Consider the following 17,634-nt stretch of genomic DNA (forward strand, 5'->3'; position numbering starts at 1 on the left):
ATGGGCGACCGCATCTGCGTCATGAAAGACGGCAACATCATGCAAGTCGACGAGCCACTCAAACTCTACAACGACCCGCAAAACATGTTCGTGGCCAGTTTCATCGGCTCGCCCCCCATGAACTTTTTTCCAGGCGCCTGCTTCGAAGATGGCGACAGTCATTACTTTGCCGAAGACCCCTCCGAAGACGGCGAAGCCTTCACACTCAAACTCGAAGGTCACATGGTGTCTGCTGCTAAAAAGCAAGGCACCCAGCCCGCCGTCTTCGGCGTGCGTCCCGAGGACATCGAAGTGTCCGGAGAAAAGAGCGAGAGCAGTATCACGGCCATCATCGACGTCGCCGAGCCCATGGGCGCCGAAACCTATCTCTATTTGAACACCCCGACTGGCCGTGCCTTCATCGCCAAAGTGCAAGCTGAGCATGCCTTCGCGATCGGGCAAACCGTACACCTGAAATTTAATCAAGAACGCACCGCGCTCTTCGACCAAGCCTCCGAAAACGTCGTTAAAGGGGCATAGTAGAATGACAGAGTAATATCGGCGATCACGCCGATGATCGGAACGCGAGTCGCAGCATCCGAGTCACCTCGGATGCTACGACGATCTCAGGCAGCGATCAACTATCCGCGATCCCTCCCGCTAGGATAGCACCGCACGGGCATGACGCGCGAAATGACCGCGGCAGTCGTTTGCGTATGCTTCCAAAATACTGCGGCCAATACCATCGGCATCGCCACAATGAAACAGCAGACGCGCCAAGTGTAACTCACGCAATGCGCGATCACGCACTTGATTCTCATTAATGTCCTCGCTCAAGGCTGACTGCACATCCGCGAGGTCGCTCTGCGCGTGTCCGCGATAGCCCTCGCGCTGCAGCAATTGCACGACCTTTTCAGCGACGCCATCCTGTGGGCAACGCGCATACAGCGCTTCCATACCCATCGCTAATGCACGGAAGTGTGAAAACTCTGCATCAACTGGCAGGCTCTCGACTTTATTCAGAAGACAGGCCCATGCGGCCTCACTGCCACCACAGCCTAAGCAAACGAGTAAGGCATCCAACTCCGACATGTTACGCCCAAATTGGTGCATACCTTGAAAGCGCCAACCAGCATCCCAGTCCCGTCCTTCGATCGCCTCAATCAGCTCCTGCTCCCCAGCCCCATCGCCTAACAAAGCGAGTATCTGCGCGTAGCGTAAGCTCTGTGCTGAACGCTCTCCGGATAGCGCGCTGTAAGCCGCACGCAGTGGCTGCAGGCTACGCTCCTTCGAGTGTAAAATCAAAGAAACCCCAGCCAAGGTCTCCCAGCCATTCGTGATCGAAGACTCGAGCACTTCATCCGCGACGGGAAAACTATCCACATCACTGAGCACGCGCTCAGGCAATCCGCCGATTTCGATCAAATGCTGCTGCACCTCACCAATCGCCACCTCTCGCACCGCGCAGCCCTGTAGCGCGGAAATCGCGGCAATGCGGCCTGCCACATAACCTTGGTTTTGCACGTCGCCTTGCATGCGAATCACTGGCAGGGCATCTCGGTGTGCACTCATCCCCAGACCGGTCACCAAGACTCCGTCCAAGCCTTGCGGCAACAGACAGCCAAAAGGAATGTCGGCCCACATCCGTTCCTTGTGCGGCGGAATCAGCATGAAGACGGGGTCCACGGTAAAACCATGGGAGTCAAAATTCGACGAGGCCACGCATACCGTATCCGGAAAACGACGACCGTAGAGTATATCCACAGCGGTGAGCGTATAGTCGCCCACGATTTGTCGACGTTCGCGTGAATCAATCAATTCGCCACAATCAAAGTCATCCTTAAACTTCAATTTCGAACTGACAAAGAAGGTGGTGGCATCCACCACATCACTGTCGTCGGAGAAATTATGATCCGAATTTCGGTAGTCTGTGCCTGGTTGAACGCCAGCCAGACCAGTTCCCTGCACCGCAACATGCTCCTTGCCGATCACGACTGTTGGCGCGCCAGCCGCCGCTGCGATATCGGCCGATCCGGTGCCATCCACCACGGCACCGGCCTCCACCAGACCAAAGCCATATGGCCCTGCCACTACCAGGCCGATGACTCGGCCCGACTCGACTAAGGTGCCCACACAGACGGTATTAAACCAATACGTGCAGCCGAGCTCGTATCCGGTTCGATGATACCATTCGCATTTGGCCGCAACAGACCATGAGTCTGCCTGGTTGCGCAAATACTCGCTGCGCTCCAAAGCATTCACCCCGGCATCAATCTCCGCCGTAAAGCCGACACAATTACCGCACCAATACTTCGCAATCTGTCCCATAGTGCCCACACCTCCGAGGCCGGAAGTCAGCTCCAGCACCAAAGTGCTGGCACCCGCACGGGATGCACTGATCGCTGCAGGTGCGCCTCCTGTGCCGCCGCCGACCACCACCACATCGTAGCGGCCCAGCACGGGCAGCTCACTCGACTTCAAATCGAGTGCATCGATCCCGGCTTGCCCTGGACGCAAGGCGTCACGCAAGCTGTGAAGCTCTCCGCTCTCGATGGGCTGCGCCCCCTGGCAAAACACATCCAACTCACCGTTCACGACAGTCGATTCAACCGCACAAATGTCCGCAGCCACTGCGTCCGCAAAGGCCATCGCAGTGACGGGGTTTTGGAACACGGCCTCCCCACCGGCTTTGTATTGAACGCGTTCACAGAGAGCAAACAAACCACTCCGACGCTGCAATTCGTCTACCTGAGGACCCGCAGCAGCCACTGCTAGCTCAGGGAACAACACAGTCTGATGGCGAAATTCACTCGTCTGCCAGCAGCGTTCGACGACTTCGCTGTAGGCCCGCGCCAAATCGGCGGGCGTGCCCTCAGCAAAGTCAGCCTGTAAACGATGCCGCTGCGCGCGCAACGAAATATCCCCCCACTGGTAACCAGGCAGCACTTCAACGCCATCGGAGCCAGCGCTAAGCTCGTCCTGCTCCTCCTGCTCATGCAAACTGACATATTCCACAGTGACGAGGCCTTGCAAGCGGTGTAACTTCGTCTCACCAGCCTGCTGTAATAAGGCGCCCTCCAAGCTGGCATCCACCGTCTTGCTGGCACGGATCACTTGCTGACCGGAACGATTGGCAAGGACCACACCGCAGACCGATTGCGCTGCATCAACCAATAGACCGCCCGTATAACAATTTAGTAAAAATGGTATTTCTGCTTCAACCAAACTCTGCTCCAAACACAATTTCACATGCATGGGTGTCGGCGGACGTGTGGACTGCGCGAAAATCTTTTGCGATAAAGCATGCTCTCCGGCGTCCTCAGGCCAGAAACGATAAGCCGCACAAATATCGTCGCCCAGATAGGATCTAGGAGCGACCAAATAAACGGATTTCCCTTGTTTCTTAGCTGCTAAAGCGAAAGAGACCGCTTGACTGGTGCCACCGACAACGAGCACATCAACATCAGCGACGACAGGGTATTGATTGGAGGAATTTGTGTGATTAGACATACCGATACAGTATAGGCCGCCTAAATCGGGACAATACATATTAGATATACAAAGCGAACATTATCTTGTATATTTTGCGCATGCTCAACACCACCAGCGCCCAAACACATGACTGCAGCCTAGGCAATCTATACGACCGCAAAGTCGAAGCTGAATTCTTAAAACAACAAAACCACCGCGAAACCGACAATGTCAGCTGGTATCTGCGCACAGGCTCGGTGCGCATTCAAAGTGCCCACACCACACTCGAAGCGCACGCCGGTGACTGGGTTTTTATCCATGCACTCACAACCCGCTCTCATGCGTTTTCTGCCGACACTCAACTCATCTCCATCCGCCACCGCGTGCACTGGAGTGGCCTACAATTCATCCCACCACCAGCACCGCCGATGGTCTATCGAGGCCCCCTCCGCCAATCACTACTGGATGCAGCCGAAGCGCTGATCGCTCTCAAGACGGAGCACCCGGACTATGCGCATACAGAGCAAGGTTCGATCAACAGTCTCGGCATAGCACGCATCCACACTTGGCTCCACTTTTGGTATCGCACACAAGAGGCCAGCACTCCAAGCAAGACACGCATCAAAGACAGCCGAGTGCTCACGATCATGAAAGAGATCGCGGCACAAAACAGCATTCGCCCACTCCCCTACGCGCAAATCACAGCGAAGCTGAGCCTTTCCAAAGCACAGACCGACCGTATCTTTAAAACCGAACTCGGCATCACCCCGAAACAATGGCAAGAGGCGCAGTGCCTGCGCAGTGCCGAAGACATGCTCTCCAGCGGCAAATACACCTCTAAAGAAATCGCCGCCAACTTGGATTTTTTCGACGCCTCACACTTCTGCAAATGGTTTAAGCTACAGAGCGGCCTCGCCCCTGGACAATGGAAACGTCAATATCTAAACGGCGCCTAAAACCTCCGCCTTCCGCCTTTCGAAAAGTTCAGCTCACTGTCGCCACGGCTGGCTCGACCAAGCACACATCATCCGCGTGCCTGGTATTAATCTCCAGCTCATCGATATGCTGGATAGGCACCCCGTTAAAGCAGATATTCTCGAGCGTCACATTCTCGACGCGGTGCTCGGCATCCCAACCTCCAATCAAGGAGATCGTATAGCCATCATTATTCGATGACTTCAACCAATTAATATCACGTAAGGTCACATTGCGAATATGCCCACGCTCCGTATCACTACTGAAGCGTGATTTCGAAATCCGAAAATCAATAAATTTGTCCCAACAATGCTCAATCCGAATATCCTCGAAGAGTATATCTTCAACTATCGCTCGGTCGTTATTATGTATTGAGAAGACCGCACCTTGCCCATGCACACTTAATACATCGATATTGCGAAAGGTCACTCCGGACACGCGCTGGACCGACAACTCATGACCAATCTCCATAGCATTTCCGGCGGGATCATTAGCAAAAGTGCAATTTTCAACTAGGATCGCTTCCGGCGACACTCTGAAATCAGCAGAAAAATCGGCGTGCACATCATGATGGATCAAAAATGCCTTCACCACGACACAATCATCATTGTTGCGTAAGAAACAATCATGCACATGCACCTGCTTCGAGCCTACAATGTCAATCCCATCGGAGCACATCACTTCGCCGATCTGCTTGACGTTGCAAATCTCGACACGCTCGCACGCACCAGGCACAATCATCCAGGCACTCGGGTGAATCATTGTAATATCGCGGACCAGCACATCCTGACAGCGCTCGAAAAAGATGGATTTCGCATTCTCCCCATGCTGCGCACCGTAATAGCTACCATCCAAAATACCTAAGCCTCGAATAGTAATATCGTGGGCGTCCTTCGCACAGACACGCCCCTTCAATACCGCGCCCCCCTCGATATAAAGCGTCTGCCCGGACTCCATCCGCAAGCGACCAACCTCATAAGTCTGACCTGACTTAAAATAGAGCACATTCGGATCGTCTTCCGATGGTATATTAAGCTCAGGCGGATTCGCCCACACATAGAGAGGTCGACAGCCCTCGATCTCGACACTCACTTTATGTGCAGCCACCATTTGAAACACCAACTGCCCCACTTCATTCACGGAGCCTTCGAGTTCTAAACTCAATGGACGGATCACATGCTCTTGAATCGAACGATCCAGCAAGCTCACTTCAATCTCGGCTGGCCCCTGCGTGGCATCATATACAAAAATGGCAAAATCAGCCACGTCGGTGCGTAGAACTTCAACAGGACAGCCATTCACATTTAGAGCGAAATCACTCGAAAAGCGGCAAGATCGCGGGTGGACGAACGTTTGAATCATAATATAAAAAAACTTAAAATAAATTAGGGAACCGAAGCATCCGCGACGCAGACTTCTTAGAAAGCCACACAGTTCATAGCTTGCCCGAACATAGACCATCTTAATAGGGCGTAAAGACAGCGATCACTTTATCAATTAGGCCCATCACCACAGACACAGCTCAGTGCGGCTAACTGATAAAGTTGAGGCGAACTTGTATCTAGAATTTAAAACATGAAGATCTTACTTGAACCCTAAAAAACGAACTCGGCCAAGTATCAATGATTGTCTGGGTTAGCTCTGAAGCCTTAAATAGAATCAATCACATGAACCCATCCCCAATGAACTACCTCGCAAGCGTTCTCATCGCATGCAGCACACTTTCTTGCCAGGCGGAACCAAGTCAGGCTAACAACGCCGAAAACACTCTAGCTGCCGACAATTGGGTGCTCGCTCAGGCCCCCGAAGAGGCCCTGCCCGCCGACCAAGACCTGATCGTGTGGAAAGAGAACCGCTATCCACTCTTTACCGAAGGTTCCGCCGTCAATGCGGGCGAATGGCTCCACGATGGAAAACCGGCCGGCTCACATGGCGCCGTCATCCAAACCGAGGATGGTGATCTGATGTTCGAAGATGGCACACCGGTGCGTTTCTGGGGCACCACGCTTAGCTACGGAGCCAGCTTTCCGGAAACAGACCGGGAGCTTGAAGCCATGGCGGATGCGATCGCTTCAAAAGGCTACAACATCGTGCGTTTTCACCACAATGACTTGCCTTGGCCTCGGGTTAGCTATCTGAAAAAAGGCAGCGCCTTTGAAATCGACCCCGAAAGCATTGCCATCATCGATAAACTCTCCAAGGCATTCATTGATCGTGGGATTTATATCTATCTCGACCTCGTCGACTCACGCGGATGGACCGAAGAAGTCGGCATGGAGGATTGGAAAGCGCTGGAGAAAAACGGTCTGGGCTGGAAGGGTGTTTTCCCGATGCCAGTGATGGTCGACGCCTGGAAGCGTGCGGCTGACGAAATCATTCACCACGTCAATCCGCACACTGGTAAAAGCCTCGCCACGGATCCGGCCGTGGTCTGCATCGAAATCATTAATGAAAATGGCCCCTTCTGGGACTGGGGCCATAAAACCACGCCTGCGGTTCAAGCATGGTTTGACGCGGCTTGGAATCAATGGCTGCTCGAGCGCTACGGCGACCGCGCGACATTAGCCGCTACATGGACCGATGCCGAAGGCGTCTGCGGCCTATTCGATGACGAGGATCCGGCAAAGGGCACCGTGTATCGCCCGCAACTGCAAAAGATCGACAACTGGAAACGCTCCTATCGCTCCAAATCACGCGGTGCCGCTCGCTATAACGATTTCATTGCATTCTACCGTGACATTGCCACCGAGTTTTACCAGGAAGCCAGCCAGCACTTGCGCAACAGCGGCTTCAAAGGGCAAATCATCGGCAGTCACGAAATGCGTGGCCCACAAAACCAGCTGGCTGAAATCGAAGGCACCGACTCGATCTCCGCTCACCTCTATGCGGGGCAACGACTCGCCTTCTCTGCCCGCCCCGGCAACTCGGGTGTGAGCATCGACGGCGTCGATGTCAGCACCAAAAACTGGTTCACCAACATGGCGCGTATCAGTGTCGACGATATACCGGGCTGGAATAACGAATGGACCGTTTCCTCCCTTTCCTACCGCTCCGATGCACATTTGTCCGCCGCCGCAATGATGGCCTACCAGGATATCGACGGCAGCGTGCACTTCAATTGGAGCCAACGCTGGGGCGGCGAAAAGATGCCGGACAAGGATGTCACCATCGACTGGATCTCTTGGCGCAAGGCTTTCCACAATTCCTTTTCCTCCCTGCACGATTCGCCTTCGATGGCGACCCATCGTGTCGCGGCCGCACTGATGCGACGCAAGGACATTCCGCCCGCCCGCTACACCGTGCACATCGCCCATTCTGCCGAAGATACAGCCGAACAAAACCTGCATGCCGTCGGCATCGAAGGCGGTGGCGGCACCATTGGCAATGCCGCACAATTCCTGCCCATGCTCCACCACATGGAAACCGCCTTTTATGAGACGAGTTATGAAGGCGACGCCGACGTGGTGTTCAGCTCCGGCCGCAGCGCCACCAGTGATTTGCGCAAAGCGAAACACGCCGTCGTCCTCGGCGACAACCCCTGGGTGGACCGCTACCACAAAAAGCGGGATTTGGCCGCAGCGGCACGCCTGATCCACCCGGAGCTGGTCACAAGCGATCTGGAGACAGCGAGCTCCTTCACCTTGGAGTTCGGCTACAAAACGCCGCTGACAGTGGAATTCAAACAACTGGAGGCGGCCATCGACGTCAGCTCGCTTCCGGCCAACGCGACGCCAATCGGCCTGAGTGACGACGGCCGCTACACCTTGGGCTGGTGCGACGATCGCTATCTGGTCTTCCCGGCTGCTGGTCAATTTGACCGATTGAAGAAAGACCCTCGCTGGCTCTACCGCTTCTACTTAACGGCTGCGGCACGCTGGGGCATGGATCTCGGCCCCAACAGCATGGAAAACACTTCCTACTACAGCGACAATGGCGCCTTGATCACCGACTGGGGCTCGGGCACTCAGATCATCAATACAGAGCGCACTCAAGCCGTGGCCGGCTACGCGGGCCTGCGCGCTGAAAACAAAACCGATAACTTAAGCGTTCAACTCGATCGCCCTTACGGCACCATCGGGCTGACCAGCACCGATGGACAACCGATTGCCGAGTCGCGCCGCATGCTACTCGTCGCCACTGCCCGTATCCAAAATACCGGCACGACCTTCGAGAAAGACGAGAATGGGAAAGTCAAGTTCACCAAGACAGGCAAAGCGCCCATGCTGATAGAAGGACTGCACGGCAGCTTCGAACTGCATAATTTGCAAGCCAACGACTTGGTCGTCTACGCACTGGATGTGCGTGGTCGTCGCTTGGGTGAGGTACCAGTTGAGCGCAGCGAGGGCGGGCTCCAATTCAAACTAAATCCAAAGTGGAAGACCTTATGGTTCGAGATCGCTGGTCCTGAAATCGCAGGTCCCGTCATCGAGGTCGAAAACTGGCCGGGCGAATGGATATCCAGCCCCGAAAGCGCTGAACTCCCAACGCTCAGCCTGGAGGAATACCACGAGTTTCTCACTCAGACTGAGGATATCATTGCAGTCGAAGAAGTCAGCGAGGACAGCAATCGCATTGCCCTCACCGACGCAGGCAGCTTTAAGACCTATCAAGGCTATGGCAACCTCAAGGCCAAGGCTGGCAAGCACCAAGACGAAAGCGTCATTGAAATCAGCCTCGGCAAGCATACCGATGAGTGGCACGCGGGCCTTTGGTTTGATGCACAGCCCTTCCCCGGCCTCAAGCCCTCCGACTGCGAAGCACTCACCTTCTTCTTCCAAGGCGATGGCACCATGCCACGCGACTTTAACATTAGCATCAAATGGAAGGATACCGATGGTCAGGAGCACAAGGCTAAATCACGCAACCTAAACGAGTTATTCGAAGACACGGAATGGAAAGAGATTTCACTCAGTCCCGCCGATTTCCCTGACCAATCCATCGATCTGTCCCGCATACATCGCATCGATTTCACGGTGGTCTCCAAGCTGATGGAAACACGTCACAACGCCCGACTCGGCAGCTTCAATCTGGCAACCGTGCCCGGCGCCAATAACGCGCTACTCATTGAAGATCTGCCCGAGCGCATGCCTGCACCTAGCGAACTGCCCGGCCCCACACTCAGCTTACCGATCCATGCCGCATCGATCACAGCCGACGGCGATCCCAGCGAAGCGATCTGGCAGCAAGCCATCGGTATCAGCATAGACGAAAATCAGGTGCCCGCCTGGCACCCGATCGGCAGCGTGCTGGCCAGCGGCAAAATTAAAGACAGTGAAAAGGCCGACGTTTGGGTCACTGCCACCCAACAAGGCCTCGGCCTCTACGTCGCCGTCGACAAAAACGGCGCCCCCGTCGTCAATACCGGCAAAGAATGGTATCAAGGCGACTGCGTCGAAATCTTCATCGACGCCAAAGCAGAAGGCATGAAGCCCACGAAACAACTGTTTTTCGCCTACAAGCGCCCCAGCATCAACCGCGCCACCAGTTCCATCAACGCAGGCGTCGGCCGTATGCAAACGCCCCAAGGCTATGCGCTGGAAATGCTAATCCCTTGGAATGCAATCGGTGTGTCAGCCAAAGCGGGCACAGAATTCGGTATCGATTTCCAAATCGACATCGGCGACCACACCGGCCGCTATCTTCTGCTCAACTACGCGACCGGCACCAACGAAGCTTGGTTCACCAGTGAGCGCTACCTAAAAGTTCAGCTAACGCAGTAGAGGTGGGAGTGATGGATGATGAATGATAGATGATGAATGATGAATGATGAATGATGAATGATGAATGATGAATGGGAAAAGTTAATGAGCGAGATGACTGCAAATACTATTTTATTATTCGCATCAGCGTAAGCCACTCCCCCACTCCCGCCAGAGTCAGCCATTCAATATTCGATGTTCGACGTTCCAAAGTTCCCCACGAACACCATGCACCTCCTCCACCCATTCTCCTCCCTTCTCCGTCTGGCCTCTGCCTTCAAATTTCACACTTCGCTCTTTAAATTTCTACTTCCGCTCCTCTGCTCGCTGCAGTTCGCCGCCGCAGCCACTCTCCCCACAGCGGGCGAATCACTCTTGAGCGAGGACGCGCTAAGCCGCCCATGGGCATTCTACCCGGGAAAAAACCAAGGCCAGCCCGTCGCCCAAGCGAAACTCGTATCTGCCCAGCACCCGGCCTTTCGGCAGGCCATGCGTGTTCAGGTGCTGCGCCCCGACGGAAAATTCTACAACGGGGCGATCCAACTCCCCAGCAAGCAAGCGGTTCACGCAGGCGACACGGTGCTGACTCGTCTCCACTTTCGCTCCGTTCATAATACAGAAGAGACAGGTAACGGGTTTGCCACCGTCTTCCTACAAGGCCCCCCACCCGGCTATAAGAAATATCTGATACGCGAGGTCAGCGCGGGCCACGACTGGCAAACCTACTCCTTGCCCGTCAAGCTCACAGACGACTTAGCACCCGAGCAACTGAGCCTTTTCATTGGGGCAGGCGGTGGCTCTAAACCACAAACCTGGGAAGTAGGCGGCATCGAATTGATCAATTACGGATCGAGTGTCGAGCTCTCCGACTTACCGCAAAGTCAAGCCACATACATCGGCCGCGCCCCCGACGCCCCATGGCGCACAGCGGCCAACGAGCGAATCGAACGCTACCGCAAGGGCGACATATGTATTCAAGTCTTTGATACCGATGGTAATCCGATTCACGGGGCAGCAATCGAACTACGCCAACAGCGCCACGCCTACCACTTCGGCTCCGTGATCACCGCAGCCTTGATCACCGGCGAGTCCCAAGACGCAGAGATCTACCGCCAAAAAGTGCTAGAACTATTCAATCAAAGCGGCACCGAAAATGATCTCAAATGGGGCCCCTGGCAAAACGAATGGGGACAGCGATACAATCGGGCTCAAACTCTGGAAGCACTGCAATGGCTACGCGATCATCACTTCTATACCCGTGGCCACGTCCTGGTTTGGCCCGGCAAAAAACACCTACCCCGCAACATTCAGGCCTACCTCCAACAAGACCAGCTACAGCGCACAGACCCCATTGTTAAAGAGATTACACTCGCGCATATCGAAGACATCACAAGCGCGACCGCCCACCTGCTGGATGAATGGGATGTGGTTAACGAGCCCTACAGCAATCACGATTTGATGGATGCCTTTGGCGACACCCTTCTAGTCGATTGGTTTAAAGCCGCGCGCCAACACCTCCCCACCCAGCAACTCTATCTCAACGACTACGGCATCCTCTCCGGCAACGGACGCGACCTCGCCCACCATCAACACTACGAACAGACCTTGCGCACGCTAATCGATGCCGGCGCCCCGATCACCGGCATGGGCATGCAAGGCCACTTCGGAGCCACCCCCACCGCGATTAACAAGGTCTACCAAATCATCGATCAATTTCACAAGCGCTTCCCCCAGCTCAACATTCGGATCACCGAATTCGACATACAAAGCGACGATCCTCAGCTACAGGCCGATTACACCCGCGATCTCTTAACCATCGCCTTCAGCCATCCGGCCACGGTCGGCCTCCAATGCTGGGGGTTCTGGGCCGGCGCCCATTGGCGACCGGAATCCGCCATGTACACTAAAGATTGGCAAGAAAAGCCCAACGCTCGCGAATGGAAACGCCTCACCCGTGAACTCTGGTGGACCAAGCTAGACGGTCAAAGCAATCGCGACGGCGTCTTCGCCGCACGCGGCTTCTACGGTGACTACACTGTCAAAGTCTCCCACCAGGGACGCAGTCAAACTGTCCACTTCAGCCTAAGCCAAGACAGCAAGAACGAACTTGTAATCCAATTCTAGGGAAGTGGGAAGTTCCCATCTCCTTTATCTTCTGCCTTCTTTTTTCGATTCCAACATGCGAACAAATAGCTCCCCACAAACAATCCTCTTTATCGGCGACAGCATCACAGACTGTGGTCGCCGCCAACAACATGCCCCACTCGGCAACGGCTATGTTGCGCTAGTCGACGACATGCTCAAACTGCATCAACCATCGGCTGACTTCCGGGTCGTCAATCGCGGCATCGCAGGCAACACCATCGAAGACCTCCGCTCCCGCTGGACCGATCATGTCCTCTGCGAAGCACCCGACTATTTAGTCATCAAAATCGGCATCAACGATTGCAACCGCTACCAGACCGACCCCAGCAAAGAACTGCAAAGCCCACAGCAGTATGCCAAGATTTACGATCAAATCTTAACACAAACTCGCAAAAGCTTACCCAATACGAAAGTCCTGATCCTCAGCCCTTTTTTCATCAGCAAAGACAGCAATATTCCCGATGCCTACCGTGCTCGCGTGCGTGCTGACCTAAAAGAATACATCACGCACGCAGAAAAAGCCGCGAAGACCCACGGAGCGCACTATTTCGATCTCCAGGCAAAATTCGAACAGCTGCTGGAACACATGCGCCCCTGCGAACTAGCCGACGATGGCGTTCACCCCAACCGGACAGGCACCTTATTCATCGCCCAGGAGGTCTTCGGAGCGCTGTGTAAAGTCCAAGGCAATGAAATTTCATCTAACAAGACCTCCCCAGTATCATCACTAAATGAGTGAGCTAAGATCGATCAAAGTTCAGCGGTTAGTATGCCAATTCGGGCCCAACTGCGCGAATGCTACAGCCGTCCTGCCAGAATCCATCTAGGCAGAGTATTTGCTTAGCAACCGGCCGGCCCGTTCGTCCGTGCAATACCATGGAGTGAAGCATCTCTGCCGCCGCCGAACCGACTCGCCCGGGAGAGATTGCGACACCTGCGATGCCAGGTGTTTCCTGATCTGCATTGAGATTCAAACCTGCCACACCGACATCCTCTGGCACCCCGATGCCAGCGTCGGTCAACCAGCCTAGCAGGATGTCTGCATGTAGACTCAAAATCACATCTGGAGCGCATGCTCGCAACCAAGATAGAAACTTCCGACGCGAGACATCAGAAAGAAGCGAAGCAGGCTGATCCAACATCAGAGGAGGCAGGACCTTTCCCACGGCGCCGCCCCAAGCACCTAAAGCCAACGCGGCCCCCCCGACCCGATAGTCCGTGCGGGCTTCGGAACTGGAAAGAACAACACCAATTTTCTGGTATCCCCGATGCACGAGCCTATCCAGGGCCAAGCTCACCATTTGATAATTATCGTGACGCACAGTATCGAAGCCGGTCCGACGCACACCGTAGCCCAGATTGACCCCGGAAAACGGCGACCAGTCGATGCCCTCCGGAACTCGGATCTGGACCGGCGGGACGAACAACCCCACGACCCCGCGCACAAACAACATCCGCAGGACCCGTTCCCAGCTTTTCAAAGTATCACCTCCAAGTGCAAACTCGACCCCGTAGCCAAATGATGCAGCCGTTTTAAGCGCAGCGCAAACCGTGGCGTGAAAACCTTGCTGGTCGCGCCACACCCGCTCATCACTGCCGGGCGTAACCAACGCAACCGAAACACTCGTCACCTGATGCCCTTTTCGTTTGCGCCGCCCCGCCAACGCTGTGAGCAGAGGATCCGGACGATAGCCCAGAGCCTCGATAGCCTGGTGAACTCGCTCCGCGGTGGCCGGCTTGACGCCTTTCAGCCCACGAACCACCCGAGATGCCGTCATGGCGCTCACACCCGCATGGACAGCGACGTCACGGAGAGAGGGAATGGAACCAGGCATTTGTTACAGCTATCATTTTGAAGCGCTTGTGTCTACCCCGAAATCTTCAAAATTATACGCTGTTTAACCTAAACCTCCAAAACTATGTCCCTCACTGCTCTACCACTCGAAATGCCTAATCAAATCTCAATCAAACGTACCCATTTAAACTCCCACCGTGCAGGAAAATTCCTGTTCTGCGCCGGCCTTGCGCTGGCAGCATCTAGCACAAGTCACGCGGCACTGATCGCCCACTGGGACTTGGACAGCGCAGACGAGAGCCTTTCCGCAACAGCTGGCACGCTTTCGGGCGACGCCGCAGTCGGCGCCAGCGCAATCGCTCCCTCAGGTAACGGCGCGCTCACGACGACGACAGGGACTTTCGACTCCAATATGGTAGCGGATGACATCACAGGGTTTGGCGGCAGCGGTTCCTTCACAATTCTCTCATGGTTCCAAACCTCATCCGCCACCGACCAAACCATCTTCAACTACTCACCAAGCGAAGGAAGCAGTGGAGGCGCGGATTTGCGTTTCTTTGTCAATTCCGCGGGGGATTTTCGCGTGGAGATGTCCAGTGGAGCCGGATTCGATCTAGGCCTAGGATCCGTTAACCTGAACGATGGTGCGACTCACATGGTGGGTGTGATCTTCGACAGCTCCACAGGCGATAGCTTTCATGATCTCGATCTCTACGTCGATGGGACCCTCTACAATGTGACCGGCGGCACCGACCATACGGTCAATCTAAGTGGAAGTGTTGAGTCCGGCACCACTGAGGGCACCATCATTTTTGGCATGAATCAGCCCAATAATAGCAATGTTGAAAAGCAATTCATCGGCACGATTGATGATATAGCCATCTACGATCAGGCGCTTGACGCAACTGCCCTCGCATCCATCGCAGCCAACGGAGTTGTCATCCCAGAACCTTCTGCTTTCGCTCTGCTGCTAGCTTCCGGAGTTGGCACGCTCGTCTGCCTCCGCCGCCGTAAGGCGTAGCTTCAGACGGCATCAACGATGATCACTGTATCGCCATGAACATTCAAGTTACACTCAGTCGTCGCAGGCAAAGGCTTGAATTGACTACTCAGCTACGGTGTTGAAGGACCAGAGCTCTCCTGGCACGAGCGAGCCGTCGGACTTTCGAGTGTCGACACGCCAGTAATATGCCTGAGCCGCTTCCAGTGCGAGCGAACCCTTCAGAGAAACGATGTTTCGATAGCTATCTAAGGTCGCCACAGGCTGTAAATCATCTGGCTGAATGCCTAAATAAATAGTGGCGGAACTCCCCCCCAAGCCTATCAAATACATTAAATTGGCATCAAGTGGCACTTGTCCCGCTCTATTTTTCGGAATAGGCATCGAAGCGGAGGCTGTCTGCCGGCCTGGAATCCAGTAAAAATCATCGCCAAACTCATAGGCACCAATATCCGGGGCACGCCCAAGGTATTGCTGCGAAACTGCCACTGGCTCTCCTCGAATGGAGCAAGTGACTGGTGTGCCTTGATCAATTAAACTAAGTGCATTGGCCTTGGGGCGGAAGTCCCAATTCTTCAAATCACGCAGCAGCTCCTGAATGCGGCGATCTTCTTTGCGTGCAACATAGTTATGAGAGCTGATCCCAGGCATCGGTTGATCCGTAAAGTGCGAGGCCGCATTATTGCGGGTGATCGTTTCGGCGTTGCCGCCCTTTTCCGTGGCGATGTTGAGTTCAGATCCTCGTCCAAGACCGAGATTGTGATACACCTCGTGATAGCTCCCTTTTACTCGAAATCCATTCCCGCCGGATGGCGACATGCGCTTCACTCCCGTATCCATCGCGACATTCCGATAGAGATTTCCATGCACTCCGAGCAAGGGACGATTGTTACCATCCCACCGAAAGTCCCGCTGTCCATTGCCAATAAACCAATTGTATCGTATCACAGATTCCATGACATGAGCATCAGGCATATACATGGAGGACCCGTCAGTGTGCAGTAGCCCACAAGCGGTATGAAAATTAAACTCGCAGATAATATTTTCGATCGATGCGGGATCATAACCTTCAGGCTTAAACTTACGCGACGGACCTTCAATAGAACGATTCGCTGAAAAGCCTTGCGCATTGCCAGTCATTGACAAGGTATTGCGGCGGTACAAAAGCCCCCGCGCCTTATTGATACGGATGGAACTGCTCGCACTGAAGGGCGCTTGAGGCCCCCAGTCATTATTCACACAAGCATAGTCGATCTGGTGAAACAGGTTATTCACGATCCGCATATTCTCGACAAAATCACCCAGTAACGCGCTGCCATCGGCATACTGAAAGCTGCAATTATAGACCAGGATATCCCTGCAAAAGTCATCCTCTGTTCCGGTAAAGTGTGCGGTCTCCGACGGTCCTAAGATGCCCAGTGCGCGCTTCGATGCCGCATAGTAACTGAAATCACAATTCTGGATCGTAATGTGGTCCGACTGTGTAAACGAGAATGTGGTGGCAAAGAAGTCTAGCCCATCGATCACAATGTGTTGGGTCTCGGCATCGCCGACGATGGCGTAGCTTTGCACTTTACCATAGATTTCGCGGTCGGTCGGATTCAGGCCGTCGTCCGCCCATAAATAAAGCGTCTTGGTGCTTTCGTCGTAGGCCCATTCCTGCGCGCTATCTAACAACGCCCGCTCAGCGTTGCCCACCCCACCCTCAAAGAAGTAATTGAGCGTGGTTTTGTATTTCTTCAGCTCAGGGCTGTAGTCAAACTCTGATGAGCCCACGGCATGATTTTCAACGAGCCGTGACGCCGTGGCATGTGCGCCAAAATTAAGTAGAGCCACGCAATCGTTGAACGAAAAGCCCGCGGCCGCAATCGACCTTTCATCCACACTGCCATCGATCACGTGTCCGTTCGTCGAATCCCGCGAGCGAAAGCAACGCGCCGCCGTCCGGTGCCACACGGTATCGGAAAAAGCCTGTGCATTGGGAAAACGGGCGAGTGTCATTAGCTCATCGTCGACAAACAACTGAGTCACATCCTGTGGCAGTGTCGTTTTGTAAACTTTGCCCTCATCGAGTGTCCATGCGCTGTCAATTTGAACCGTGCCGTCTAAGATCACCTGTTCGTCCATATAATTCGTCAAGGTGATCGGCTGCCCGGATAAGCCCGCCTTCCCCGCCAGATCAATTGTCTCCCGATACACCCCAGCTCGAATATAGCAGGTATCGCCCGGCCGCATCACATCCACCGCACGTTGAATCGTGGCAAAGGGCTGCTCGGGCGACGTGCCCGCATTGCGATCATCCCCGTCAGGGGCCACACAATAACTCGCGGCCTGCGCAGATAGGCAGAGCTGTGAGCACGCAAGCAAAACGAGCCACGGAAGTTTAAAAATATGCGTAGACATTAGACCCACAGTTTAAAGTACAAGCGCTCGCAAGCGAGCACACCACGTTTTTTGCAATGAACGCCGATAAGTAAAAAAAGTTTCCCAGCCCAGCAGGACTTGGAAACTTTTTGGAAAAAGAATAAGCTAGTATGCACTAGTCGCGGCGACGGCGCAGCATCACCGAG

General features: G+C 54.4%; 10 protein-coding genes. 6 read left to right on the plus strand and 4 right to left on the minus strand.

All coding sequences use genetic code 11. From position 1 onward, the window contains the following. Positions 1–519, plus strand: a 519-nt coding sequence (locus QEH52_RS17785) for a TOBE domain-containing protein (RefSeq protein ID WP_308952303.1), incomplete at its 5' end; no start/stop codon positions are given. A 120-nt stretch (positions 520–639) separates the two neighbouring features. On the opposite strand, the gene QEH52_RS17790 is transcribed toward QEH52_RS17785, so the two are convergent. After that, a complete protein-coding gene (locus tag QEH52_RS17790; protein WP_308952304.1) occupies positions 640–3,489 on the minus strand; it encodes an FAD-dependent oxidoreductase in 2,850 nt (949 codons plus the stop codon). An 80-nt stretch (positions 3,490–3,569) separates the two neighbouring features. Between QEH52_RS17790 and QEH52_RS17795 the strand changes: the two genes are divergently transcribed. Further along, entirely contained in the window at positions 3,570–4,406 is an 837-nt protein-coding gene (locus tag QEH52_RS17795) for a helix-turn-helix domain-containing protein (RefSeq protein ID WP_308952305.1), read from the plus strand. A 28-nt stretch (positions 4,407–4,434) separates the two neighbouring features. Here QEH52_RS17795 and QEH52_RS17800 read toward each other — a convergent pair whose 3' ends face one another. Then, positions 4,435–5,787: a glycosyl hydrolase family 28 protein gene (locus QEH52_RS17800; RefSeq protein WP_308952306.1), complete on the minus strand. Its 1,353-nt coding sequence runs from the start codon at positions 5,785–5,787 to the stop codon at positions 4,435–4,437. 305 nt (positions 5,788–6,092) lie between these two features. Between QEH52_RS17800 and QEH52_RS17805 the strand changes: the two genes are divergently transcribed. From QEH52_RS17805 to QEH52_RS17815, 3 genes are all read left to right on the plus strand, one after another. Next, positions 6,093–10,145: a sugar-binding protein gene (locus QEH52_RS17805; RefSeq protein ID WP_308952307.1), complete on the plus strand. Its 4,053-nt coding sequence runs from the start codon at positions 6,093–6,095 to the stop codon at positions 10,143–10,145. A 207-nt stretch (positions 10,146–10,352) separates the two neighbouring features. Then, positions 10,353–12,248 (plus strand): endo-1,4-beta-xylanase, encoded by a 1,896-nt coding sequence (locus tag QEH52_RS17810; RefSeq protein WP_308952308.1) that lies wholly within the window; start codon positions 10,353–10,355, stop codon positions 12,246–12,248. 55 nt (positions 12,249–12,303) lie between these two features. Then, the gene (locus tag QEH52_RS17815; protein WP_308952309.1) at positions 12,304–13,008 is read left to right on the plus strand and encodes an SGNH/GDSL hydrolase family protein; all 705 of its coding nucleotides are present in this window, start codon (positions 12,304–12,306) and stop codon (positions 13,006–13,008) included. A gap of 25 nt (positions 13,009–13,033) precedes the next feature. On the opposite strand, the gene QEH52_RS17820 is transcribed toward QEH52_RS17815, so the two are convergent. Beyond that, positions 13,034–14,104 (minus strand): LacI family DNA-binding transcriptional regulator, encoded by a 1,071-nt coding sequence (locus tag QEH52_RS17820; protein ID WP_308952310.1) that lies wholly within the window; start codon positions 14,102–14,104, stop codon positions 13,034–13,036. An 84-nt stretch (positions 14,105–14,188) separates the two neighbouring features. Between QEH52_RS17820 and QEH52_RS17825 the strand changes: the two genes are divergently transcribed. After that, positions 14,189–15,085 (plus strand): LamG-like jellyroll fold domain-containing protein, encoded by an 897-nt coding sequence (locus QEH52_RS17825; protein WP_308952311.1) that lies wholly within the window; start codon positions 14,189–14,191, stop codon positions 15,083–15,085. 84 nt (positions 15,086–15,169) lie between these two features. On the opposite strand, the gene QEH52_RS17830 is transcribed toward QEH52_RS17825, so the two are convergent. Next, positions 15,170–17,467, minus strand: coding sequence for a hypothetical protein (locus QEH52_RS17830; RefSeq protein WP_308952312.1), 2,298 nt, complete (start codon positions 17,465–17,467; stop codon positions 15,170–15,172). Between the last annotated feature and the right edge of the window lie 167 nt (positions 17,468–17,634).

The organism is Thalassobacterium maritimum (genome assembly GCF_031127805.1).
Taxonomy (GTDB): Bacteria; Verrucomicrobiota; Verrucomicrobiia; order Opitutales; family Coraliomargaritaceae; genus Thalassobacterium; species Thalassobacterium maritimum.

Bases quoted from the DNA above. Each gene is read 5' to 3' on its own strand.
- QEH52_RS17790 (WP_308952304.1), bottom strand. From the start codon at position 3,489: ATGTCTAATCACACAAATTCCTCCAATCAATACCCTGTCGTCGCTGAT.
- QEH52_RS17795 (WP_308952305.1), top strand. From the start codon at position 3,570: ATGCTCAACACCACCAGCGCCCAAACACATGACTGCAGCCTAGGCAAT.
- QEH52_RS17800 (WP_308952306.1), bottom strand. From the start codon at position 5,787: ATGATTCAAACGTTCGTCCACCCGCGATCTTGCCGCTTTTCGAGTGAT.
- QEH52_RS17805 (WP_308952307.1), top strand. From the start codon at position 6,093: ATGAACCCATCCCCAATGAACTACCTCGCAAGCGTTCTCATCGCATGC.
- QEH52_RS17810 (WP_308952308.1), top strand. From the start codon at position 10,353: ATGCACCTCCTCCACCCATTCTCCTCCCTTCTCCGTCTGGCCTCTGCC.
- QEH52_RS17815 (WP_308952309.1), top strand. From the start codon at position 12,304: ATGCGAACAAATAGCTCCCCACAAACAATCCTCTTTATCGGCGACAGC.
- QEH52_RS17820 (WP_308952310.1), bottom strand. From the start codon at position 14,104: ATGCCTGGTTCCATTCCCTCTCTCCGTGACGTCGCTGTCCATGCGGGT.
- QEH52_RS17825 (WP_308952311.1), top strand. From the start codon at position 14,189: ATGTCCCTCACTGCTCTACCACTCGAAATGCCTAATCAAATCTCAATC.
- QEH52_RS17830 (WP_308952312.1), bottom strand. From the start codon at position 17,467: ATGTCTACGCATATTTTTAAACTTCCGTGGCTCGTTTTGCTTGCGTGC.